The 8,058-nt window shown below is 63.3% G+C and carries 8 protein-coding genes; 3 read left to right on the top strand and 5 right to left on the bottom strand.

Annotated features, from left to right (window positions below; translation table 11 throughout):
- Positions 1-121: 121 nt before the first annotated feature.
- Positions 122-868: a helix-turn-helix transcriptional regulator gene (locus ACN8M7_RS10710; protein ID WP_490260737.1), complete on the bottom strand. Its 747-nt coding sequence runs from the start codon at positions 866-868 to the stop codon at positions 122-124.
- 134 nt (positions 869-1,002) lie between these two features.
- Between ACN8M7_RS10710 and ACN8M7_RS10705 the strand changes: the two genes are divergently transcribed.
- Positions 1,003-1,821, top strand: coding sequence for a UDP-2,3-diacylglucosamine diphosphatase (locus tag ACN8M7_RS10705; RefSeq protein WP_061239727.1), 819 nt, complete (start codon positions 1,003-1,005; stop codon positions 1,819-1,821).
- Entirely contained in the window at positions 1,818-2,858 is a 1,041-nt protein-coding gene (locus ACN8M7_RS10700; RefSeq protein WP_490260736.1) for a glycosyltransferase family 4 protein, read from the top strand. The genes ACN8M7_RS10705 and ACN8M7_RS10700 overlap by 4 nt, the downstream gene beginning before the upstream one ends.
- A gap of 87 nt (positions 2,859-2,945) precedes the next feature.
- Here the strand turns inward: ACN8M7_RS10700 and ACN8M7_RS10695 are convergent, their stop codons facing one another.
- The 3 genes from ACN8M7_RS10695 to ACN8M7_RS10685 form a co-directional block, all read right to left on the bottom strand.
- Positions 2,946-4,334 carry an adenylate/guanylate cyclase domain-containing protein gene (locus tag ACN8M7_RS10695; RefSeq protein ID WP_490260735.1) on the bottom strand — a complete coding sequence of 463 codons (1,389 nt, stop codon included), beginning with the start codon at positions 4,332-4,334 and terminating at the stop codon, positions 2,946-2,948.
- A 158-nt stretch (positions 4,335-4,492) separates the two neighbouring features.
- On the bottom strand, positions 4,493-5,080 hold the full coding sequence (locus ACN8M7_RS10690) for an HD domain-containing protein (protein WP_490260734.1): 588 nt from the start codon (positions 5,078-5,080) through the stop codon (positions 4,493-4,495).
- A gap of 43 nt (positions 5,081-5,123) precedes the next feature.
- On the bottom strand, positions 5,124-5,441 hold the full coding sequence (locus tag ACN8M7_RS10685; protein WP_061239717.1) for an Mpo1-like protein: 318 nt from the start codon (positions 5,439-5,441) through the stop codon (positions 5,124-5,126).
- A 134-nt stretch (positions 5,442-5,575) separates the two neighbouring features.
- On the opposite strand from ACN8M7_RS10685, the gene ACN8M7_RS10680 reads away from it, so the two are divergent.
- On the top strand, positions 5,576-6,589 hold the full coding sequence (locus ACN8M7_RS10680) for an AraC family transcriptional regulator (protein WP_490260733.1): 1,014 nt from the start codon (positions 5,576-5,578) through the stop codon (positions 6,587-6,589).
- A gap of 14 nt (positions 6,590-6,603) precedes the next feature.
- Here the strand turns inward: ACN8M7_RS10680 and ACN8M7_RS10675 are convergent, their stop codons facing one another.
- Positions 6,604-8,058: a TrkH family potassium uptake protein gene (locus ACN8M7_RS10675; RefSeq protein WP_061239711.1), complete on the bottom strand. Its 1,455-nt coding sequence runs from the start codon at positions 8,056-8,058 to the stop codon at positions 6,604-6,606.

Here is an 8,058-nt window from a genome sequence, read left to right as displayed (position 1 = left end):
CCTCGCGGGGTAAGACGGGCATGTTTATGCAGGTTCATCCGGGGCTCCTGGAAGGCTGTGTTGGTCGCGCTTCCAGAATTCCGGGAATGCCCCGGATGAACAACCTACTGAGAGATCACAGCTAGCGCGTACGACGCAGCTGTCTTGGGGTCATGCCCAGATGACGGGAGAGGGCCGCGGTGAAGGCGCTCTGCGAACTGTAGCCAACCTGTGCGGCGATTTCGCCAACGGCCAGATCGCTGCTGCGCAACAGGTGCTCGGCCATGTGCAGGCGCCGCTGGCGGATGTGCTCCATGGGCGTGCGGCCGGTTTCAGCCAGAAAGCGGGCATGCAGACGTGCCACCGAAAGACCGGCCAGGCGCGCCAGGTCTGCCACCTGCAGCGGATGGGCCGCGTGCTGCTCGATATAGTGATCGAGCGCAGCCATCGGCAAGCCGGGCGGCTCACTCCGTTGGCGGTTGCAGGCCAGGCTGCCGAGCAGCAGCGCCGCACCCTGGCCGGCGATCACTGCATCGTTGATCGGGCTGCTGGCCAGCCAATTGAGTAATTGACCCTGCGCCGGGTCGAGTTGCAGGGCGTTGGGCTTGTCCAGCAGGCGCTGGATATCGCTCGCATGGTGGCCAAGCTGACGCTGCAGCCAGTCGTTGGCCGGCAGGTCCAGCACCAGGCACTGGCTGCCGCGCGGGCTGCCGCAGGTATGCCGCGCTTCGGCCGGCACCACAGCCAGATGATGGCGCAGTACCCGACTACCCTGACCGTCAACCTCGAATTGCAGCTCTCCCGTCAGGCCGAATACCAATTGCGCATGGTCATGGCTGTGGCTGAGCACGTCGTGGCTGTAGTGACGCAGGGACAGGATCGGGTGCATGGCGGTTTCCTCGGCAACCGCCGCAGTGTAACGCCAGGGACCTTGCAACGCGGTGTCATGCAATGGTCTTTTTCCTGTCACAAGGTTTTCACTGCCGCGCCTCAAGCTCGACTAAACCCTGCCGGAGGCCGCCCATGACCAGCGCCCAGCTCGCCAAGCCCAGCCGCAAACAACGTGTCCGTACCCTGTGGATCTCCGACGTGCACCTCGGCACTCGCGATTGCCAGGCCGAGCACCTGGCAGCCTTCCTCAAGCGCTATCACGCCGATCGCATCTACCTGGTGGGTGACATCATCGATGGCTGGAAGCTGCGCGGCGGCATCTACTGGCCACAGGCGCACACCAACGTGATCCGGCGCCTGCTGACCATGAGCAAGCGCGGCACCGAAGTGATCTATGTCACCGGCAACCACGACGAATTCCTGCGCCGATATTCGAGCCTGCTGCTGGGCAATATCCAGCTGGTGGACGAGGCAGTGCACGTCACGGTCGATGGGCGCCAGTTGCTGGTGATCCATGGCGATCAGTTCGACGTGATCACTCGCTATCACCGTTGGCTGGCGTTTCTCGGCGACTCGGCCTACGAGTTCACCCTGACCCTCAATCGCTGGCTCAATCACTGGCGCAGCCGCTGGGGCTACGGCTACTGGTCGCTGTCGGCCTACCTCAAGCACAAGGTCAAGAGTGCGGTGAATTTCATCAGCGACTTCGAAGAGGCCATCGCGCACGAGTGCGTCAAGCGCGGCTTGCAGGGCGTGGTCTGTGGTCACATCCACCATGCCGAGATCCGCCAGGTGAGCGGGGTGGAGTACATGAACTGCGGCGATTGGGTGGAGTCCTGCACGGCGCTGATCGAACACTGGGACGGGCAGATCGAACTCTATCGCCTGGCCGAGGCGCAGGCGCGACAGGCCAGCGAGGAGCAGGCCGTCGCCCTCGAGACGGGCGCATGAGGATACTGATCGTCTCCGACGCCTGGGCGCCCCAGGTCAATGGCGTGGTCACCAGTCTGGCGGCATTGGTTGGCGAACTGCGCGGGCTGGGACATCAGGTCAAGTTATTGTCGCCCGCCGATTTTCGCGCCGTACCGTGCCCCACTTACCCGGAGATTCCGCTGGTGTGGGACCTGTGGCGCGTCGGTGCGGTGATTCGCGACTTCCGTCCCGACTGCGTGCATCTGGCCACCGAGGGGCCGCTGGGGTGGGCGGCGCGGCGCTGGTTGGTCAAGCGCGGGCTGGCTTTCTCCACGGCGATCCATACGCGCTTTCCCGAATACGTCAGCACGCGCTGGCCGTGGATCGCACCACGCTTCGGTTATGCCTTTCTCCGGGCCTTCCACCGCCCCAGCCAGGCCGTGCTGGTAACCACCGAACGCCTGCGTGAGGAATTCGCCAGCTGGTCACTGCAGCGCCTGCAACTGTGGCGCAAGGGGGTGGATACCCAGCTGTTTCGGCCGGATGAAACGCACCCTCGGCCGGCACGGCCGGTGTTCCTCTACGTCGGACGCATTGCCCCGGAAAAGAACCTGCAGGCCTTTCTCGATCTGGATCTGCCTGGCGACAGGTGCGTGGTGGGTGATGGCCCGCAGCGCGAGGCGTTGCAGCTGCAATATCCGCAGGTGCGTTTCCTCGGTTATCGCCATGGCCAGGCACTGGCCGAGATCTACCAGCAGGCTTCTGTGCTGGTCTTTCCCTCGCGCACCGATACCTATGGTCTGGTGATGCTGGAGGCGCTGGCCTGCGGTACGCCGGTGGCTGCGTTCCCGGTGGCCGGTCCGCTGGATGTGCTGCAACAGGGCATCAATGGCGTGATGGACGAAGATCTGCGCGCTGCCTGTCTGGCCGCTCTGGAGCTGGATCGGGAGCGTTGCGCTGAGCTGGCGGCCGTGCAGTCCTGGCGCGCTTCGGCGCTGGAGTTTCTGGCGATGCAGCCGTTGATCGACGGCGAGCCGATGGTCGTGGCTGAGGCGTTGCCGGATACCGCGCTGTAGGCAGTTGTTTCGCGGCTGAAGCCGCTCCTGCGTTCATGCAAACGCCGGCCGGGCTTCAGCCGCGAAGCGCCTCCAGGGACGTCGGCCTCAGAGAATGACCTTGTCACGCAGCTTCTCGGCCGCCTGGTTGAGCGCCTGGATCACACGCTCCTTGTCGAAGTTCTGAATGCCGTTGGTGTCCAGGTACATGGAGAAGCCCGGCAGCTCGTGCTCGAGGTAGCTGGAGGTGGCGCCGAGGTCGCGACGGAAATCCACCACCTGGTAGATTTGCACCGGGCGGCTGAAACCCTTGACGGTGATCTGGCCTTTGTCGCGGCACATGATCACGTCCTTGATCAGCGAATAGGTCTCGTGGGAGATCAGGATCTCACCGGCTTCGGCCGCGCTTTCCAGCCGGCTGGCAAGGTTCACGTCGCGGCCGATGATGGTGTAGTCCATGCGCGTGTCAGCGCCGAAGTTACCCACCGTGCAGTAGCCGGTATTGAGGCCCATGCGGATTTCCAGCGGCTTGGTGATGCCTTGGGCACGCCACTGCTGGCGCAGTACTTTCATGTGCTTGCGCATGGCGATGGCCATGGACACCGCTGCCACCGCATCCTTCTTGGCGCCGTTGCTGCTGGGGTCGCCGAAGAACACCATGACGCAGTCGCCGATGAACTTGTCGATGGTACCGCCGTATTTCAGGCTGATCTTCGACATCTCGTTGAGGTAGGTGTTGAGCAGGTCGGTCAGCGCTTCGGCCTCCAGCTCTTCCGACAGCTCGGTAAAACCCTTGATGTCGGAGAAGAACACCGTGAGCTTCTTGCGCTGGGTTTCCAGGCGCACGCTCTTCTTGCCGGTGAAGATCGACTCCCAGACCTGCGGTGACAGGTACTTGGCCAGGTTGCGCGCCAGACGCGCGGCCTTTTCCTGCTCGCGCTTGATCTCGCTGCGCACCTGAGCCAGGCGCAGGCCCTGCTGGTTGACGAAGTAGGCGGTGATGCAGATGTACAGGGTGGCGAAGAGGATGCTGACCAGCGCCACCAGAGTCGGCGTCTCGGTATTGGGATGAACCCCAACCAGTGCGGCGCACAGCGCCATGCCGCTGGCGGCGACCAGCAACGCCAGGCCCAGGTAGCGCATGCCGCCGATGACCAGGGCACTGAAGCACAGGATCAACAGGAACATCAGGCTGGGTACCACAGAGAAACCCAGCAGCACGCCGGCAGCGCCGGCATGCAGTGCATCGAAGAACAGCAGGGCGAGATCGGTCTGCGCGGGGTAGTCGCGTTTGAAACGTCGACTCAGGTTGTGCGCCAGATGAGGGTAGAGCAGGGCGTAGGGCACCATCCACAGGATGTCGTAGGCGAAATGCCCCACATAGGTGCCGGCGGCGATACTGGCAGCCGTGGCGATATAAGCCAGCACGCGCGAATAGTATTCGCGCAAAGGCGGCGTCGGCAGCCCGTTGGCACGGCTGGTGGTTGCTGGCTTCATCTGCTGGAACTGTCCCTGCTGGATTTCTGGCGTCTCTGCTGGACGCCTGGCTGGTCTGCAAGACCTGAGCCAGAGGCTCGCTGGGCGGGGATCATAACCAAGGGGGTGGCGGCCAGCCAAGCACGGCCGCCGAACGGTGGCGTAACAGTGGCCAGCGGTCAGGCGCTCGAACGCTCCATCGCGGCCAGGTAAATGGAGTTCTTCGGCTGGGCGAAGACGCGCTGCAGCATGGGTTCGAAGAAGCTCAGCGGCAGGCTTTGGTACTCCGGGTCGAAGGCGGCGGCGTCGTACTTGGCGCAGAAATCGATGGTCGCCTGGTACTGCGGATGGTCCTTGAACTGCTCGCGCAGATGACGATCCATGCCCAGGTGATGGAAGAAGTAGTAGCCCTGGAAAATGCCATGTTTCTCCACCATCCAGTGGTTCTCGGCACTGACGAAAGGTTTGAGGATGGCCGCAGCGATGTCCGGGTGGTTGTAGCTGCCGAGGGTATCGCCGATGTCGTGCAGCAGCGCGCAGATGACGTACTCCTCATCGCGGCCGTCGTGATAGGCGCGGGTGGCTGTCTGCAGCGAGTGGGTCAGGCGGTCCACCGCAAAGCCGCCGAAATCGCCGTCGAGCAATCGCAGGTGAGCGAGGATGCGCGCAGGTAACTGGGCGGCATAGGCGGCGAAATCCTGGGCGATGATGGCCCAGTCCTCGGCCTGGCCGTCTTGCATATGGGTAAAGCGGGCTCGGCTGTTCATGGTCGTTCTCGTTCTTATTGTTGTGGTGGGTTGGCGTTGTGTGTCAGAAGCGAATCCGGCCGGTGAAAGCGTCCTTGAGCATCACCCAGTCGCCCATCAGGCTGTACAGCGGGTAATCGAAGGTTGCCGGGCGGTTCTTCTCGAAGACGAAATGGCCGACCCAGGCGAAGCCGTAACCGGCCACTGGCATGGCCAGCAACCACAGCCATTGCTGGCTGAGCAGGGCATAGGCGAGGATCGTCAGCACCAGCAGGCTGCCGACGTAATGCAGGCGGCGGCACACCGGATTGCTGTGCTCCTGCAGGTAGTAGGGGTAGAACTCGGCGAAGCTCTGGTAGCGTTCGGTGGTCGGGGCGGTCATGGCGCACCTCCTGTCATTGTCACTGTCGAGTCTAGGTCGGCTGTCTCCCTGGGCCACTGACTTAAAGTGCCAGTCTAGTATCCTTGCGCCGCCAAGCCTGTCCTGGCTGGCCGATTGATCATAAGAACAAGACGATGAGCGAAAGAACCACATCTTCGACCTGGGCATTGGCCATCGTGCAGGCGCTGGAGCTTGGCGGCGTCGATTGCGTCGCTCTGTTCGCCGAGCTAGGCATGGATTACGCCGCGTTGAACGACCCGGATGCGCGCTACCCGCAGGATGGCATGACCCGCTTGTGGCAGCGTGCCGTGGCGTTGTCGGGCAACCCGGCCATCGGACTGAACATGGCGCAGGTGGTACGTCCGGCGTCCTTTCATGTGGTGGGTTATGCGCTGATGTCCAGCCGCAACCTGCGCGACGGCTTCACTCGCCTGGTGCGCTATCAGCGCATCATCGGTGAGGGCGCTGATCTGAATTTCCTGGCGCAGCCCGACGGCTACGCGCTGACCCTGGCCATTCATGGTGATCGCCTGCCACCTGCGCGGCAAAGCGCGGAAGCGTCGATGGCCTACTGCCTGGCGTTCAGCCGCTGGATGACCGGCAAATTGATCCGGCCGCGTGAAGTTCGCCTGCAAGGCCCGGCACCTGCTGATCTGGCGCCCTATCAGCAGGTATTCCAGGCGCCGCTGCGCTTCAATGCCGAGCACTACGGGCTGATCTTCGAGCGTGCTGACCTGGAGGCGCCGCTGCCCAGTGCCAATGAGGCGCTGGCGCAGCTGCATGATCGTTTTGCCGGCGAGTACCTGGCGCGTTTTTGCAGCAGTCGTGTCACCCACCAGGCGCGTCAGGTGCTGTGTCGCCTGTTGCCGCAGGGCGAGCCGCGCCGCGAAGTGGTGGCGCAGGCGCTGCATCTGTCGCAGCGCACCTTGCAGCGGCGTTTGCAGGAGGAGGGCACCAGCTATCAGCAGCTGCTCGATGACACCCGTCGAGAGTTGGCCGAGCAGTATCTCGGGCAGGTCGACCTGACCCTGCTCGAAGTCGCTTACCTGCTCGGCTTTGCCGATCCGAGCAACTTCTTCCGGGCTTTCCGTCGCTGGTTCGGAGAGACACCAGGCGAGTATCGGGGGCGGCGCGGGCGTGCCGGTTGAGCTTCAGCTGTCGATCAATGGCGCCAGAAAGCCGGGAACAGCAGCACCAGCACGGTGAGGATTTCCAGGCGGCCGAGCAGCATGCCGAAACTCAGCAACCATTTGGCCATGTCGGGAATCGCGGCATAGTTGCCGGCGGGGCCGACCATCTCGCCCATGCCGGGGCCGACACCGGAAACCATCGCCGCAGCACCGGTCAGGGCGGTGATCCAGTCCACCCCACACATGGCCACGGCCAGTGCGAGGCTGGCGATGGTGATGGTGTAGAAGAAGGCGAAGGCCAGGATCGAACGGACGATGTCTTCATCCAGACGGTGGCGGTTGTACTGCTGCTTGATCACCGCACGAGGGTGGATGAGCTGCTTGAGGTTGGCCTTGAGCAGGATGTAGGCAACCTGGAAGCGGAAGATCTTCAGGCCGCCGGCGGTGGAGCCGGAGCAGCCGCCGACGAAGCCCAGGTAGAAGAACATCATGCTGGCGAACGGGCCCCACAGGTGGTAATCGCCCACGGCAAAGCCGGTGGTGGTCATGATCGAGGTGATGTTCACTGCGACCAGGCGCAGCGCATCGAGCCAATACAGATCGGTGGTGAGCCATTTCCAGCCAGCCAGGACGAACCAGCTGCCCACCAGCAACAACAGGAACCCGTGTACCTGCGCATCGCGAAACAGTGCGCGGTAGTTGCCGCGCAGGGCGCTGACATAGAGCACGAAGGGCAAGCTGCCGAGCACCATCACCACGATGGCGACCCAGTGGATCGCCGGCTGCTCCCATTTGCCCAGTGACGAGTCCGAGGTGGAGAAGCCTCCGGTGGCGATCGCCGACATGGCGTGGTTGATCGAGTCGAACAACCCCATCCCCGCCAACCAGAAGGCCAGAACGGCGAATGCACTGAGGCCGACGTAGGCCAGCACCATGTACTTGGCGACCATGTGCGAGCGCGGCATGACCTTTTCCGAGCGATCCGACGACTCGGTCTGGAACAGGCGCATGCCACCAATACGCAGGATCGGCAGGATCGCCACGGCCATGCCGATGAAGCCGATACCGCCCAGCCAGTGCAGCAGCGAGCGCCAGATCAGTGTGCCGGGGGACATGTGGTCGAGGCCGCTGAATATCGTGGCGCCGGTGGCGGTGATGCCGGACATGCTTTCGAAATAGGCGTCGGTAACGCTCGCGCGTTCGGCGAAGATGAACGGCAGCGCTGCGAAGATCGACACCATTACCCAGCTCGACACCGTCAGCATGTACATGTCGCGTGGGCGCAGTTGCGTCTGCTGGGGCCGGCCCTGGGCGATCATGGCTACGCCGACGATTGCGGTGATCAGGCTCGACCAGAGAAAGGCATCGATGCCCTGCGGCTGTTCGAAGATCAGCAGGGTGATGACCGGCACCAGCATGCTCAGCGCCAGGGTGACGAGGAAGATGCCGTTGATGAAGGCAAGGATGCGCAGACTGGCTAGGGGCAT

Source organism: Pseudomonas spartinae (assembly GCF_965197125.1).
GTDB classification, from domain to species: domain Bacteria; phylum Pseudomonadota; class Gammaproteobacteria; order Pseudomonadales; family Pseudomonadaceae; genus Aquipseudomonas; species Aquipseudomonas composti_A.
Note: the sequence above shows the minus strand (reverse complement) of the source record. Positions and strands in the feature narration are given on the sequence as shown.